Annotated in this window: 1 protein-coding gene; it reads left to right on the top strand. The window is 56.4% G+C overall.

Annotated features, from left to right (window positions below; genetic code table 11):
* Positions 1-492 (top strand): hypothetical protein (locus AC1RPN_RS08115; RefSeq protein ID WP_481763702.1); only part of this gene is annotated, 492 nt, incomplete at its 5' end.
* Between the last annotated feature and the right edge of the window lie 106 nt (positions 493-598).

The following is a 598-nucleotide window of genomic DNA, read 5'->3' as shown; positions in this document are numbered from 1 at the left end:
GCCGACGCCGCGTTCGTGCGTCCAATCATCGAATGGATGCTGGGCAATACTGAGCGGCCGGCCCAGCTCCCGGAGCACGAACTGTTTCAGCATGAACGCGTCGAATACGTGCTGCACAACGCGGCTGTGGAATGGTTCGAGTTCCCTGAACCTCCGGACGGCACGCAAGAGTATTACCGTGGCGCGAAGACGTTCATCGTTGATGATGAGGAAGGCGGCTTCGTACTCGAAGTGTGCGGCGGCATCAACCACGAAGACGGCGTTATCGGCCTGTTTCATGACTGGATCAGTGTATTCATCGACGAGCCGCACGGTCACGAGTACGGTTGGTTCCGATTTGAAGGGGAATGGGTGAATAGCCCTCTGTACGTAGGTCTTACGCCTGAACTCGTGTGGGAAGACTACCACGGTGCATGGTACGCGCGGTCGTGCTGGGACGATTCTATTCCCATGCACGAAATTCGCAAGGCCAACAACAGCATGTATGGTTAAGGGAAATCATGAAGATTCCGCAAGTAGTGTCGCGACATTCGATCCACGTTGAGGAACAACGTGGCGACCACGTGCACGCGCAGGTCTATGGACCCAACGGCGTTCC

It is taken from the genome of Dellaglioa sp. CoH-57-MRSF-20 (assembly GCF_056781955.1).
This window is presented reverse-complemented; position numbering and strand designations above follow the sequence as displayed.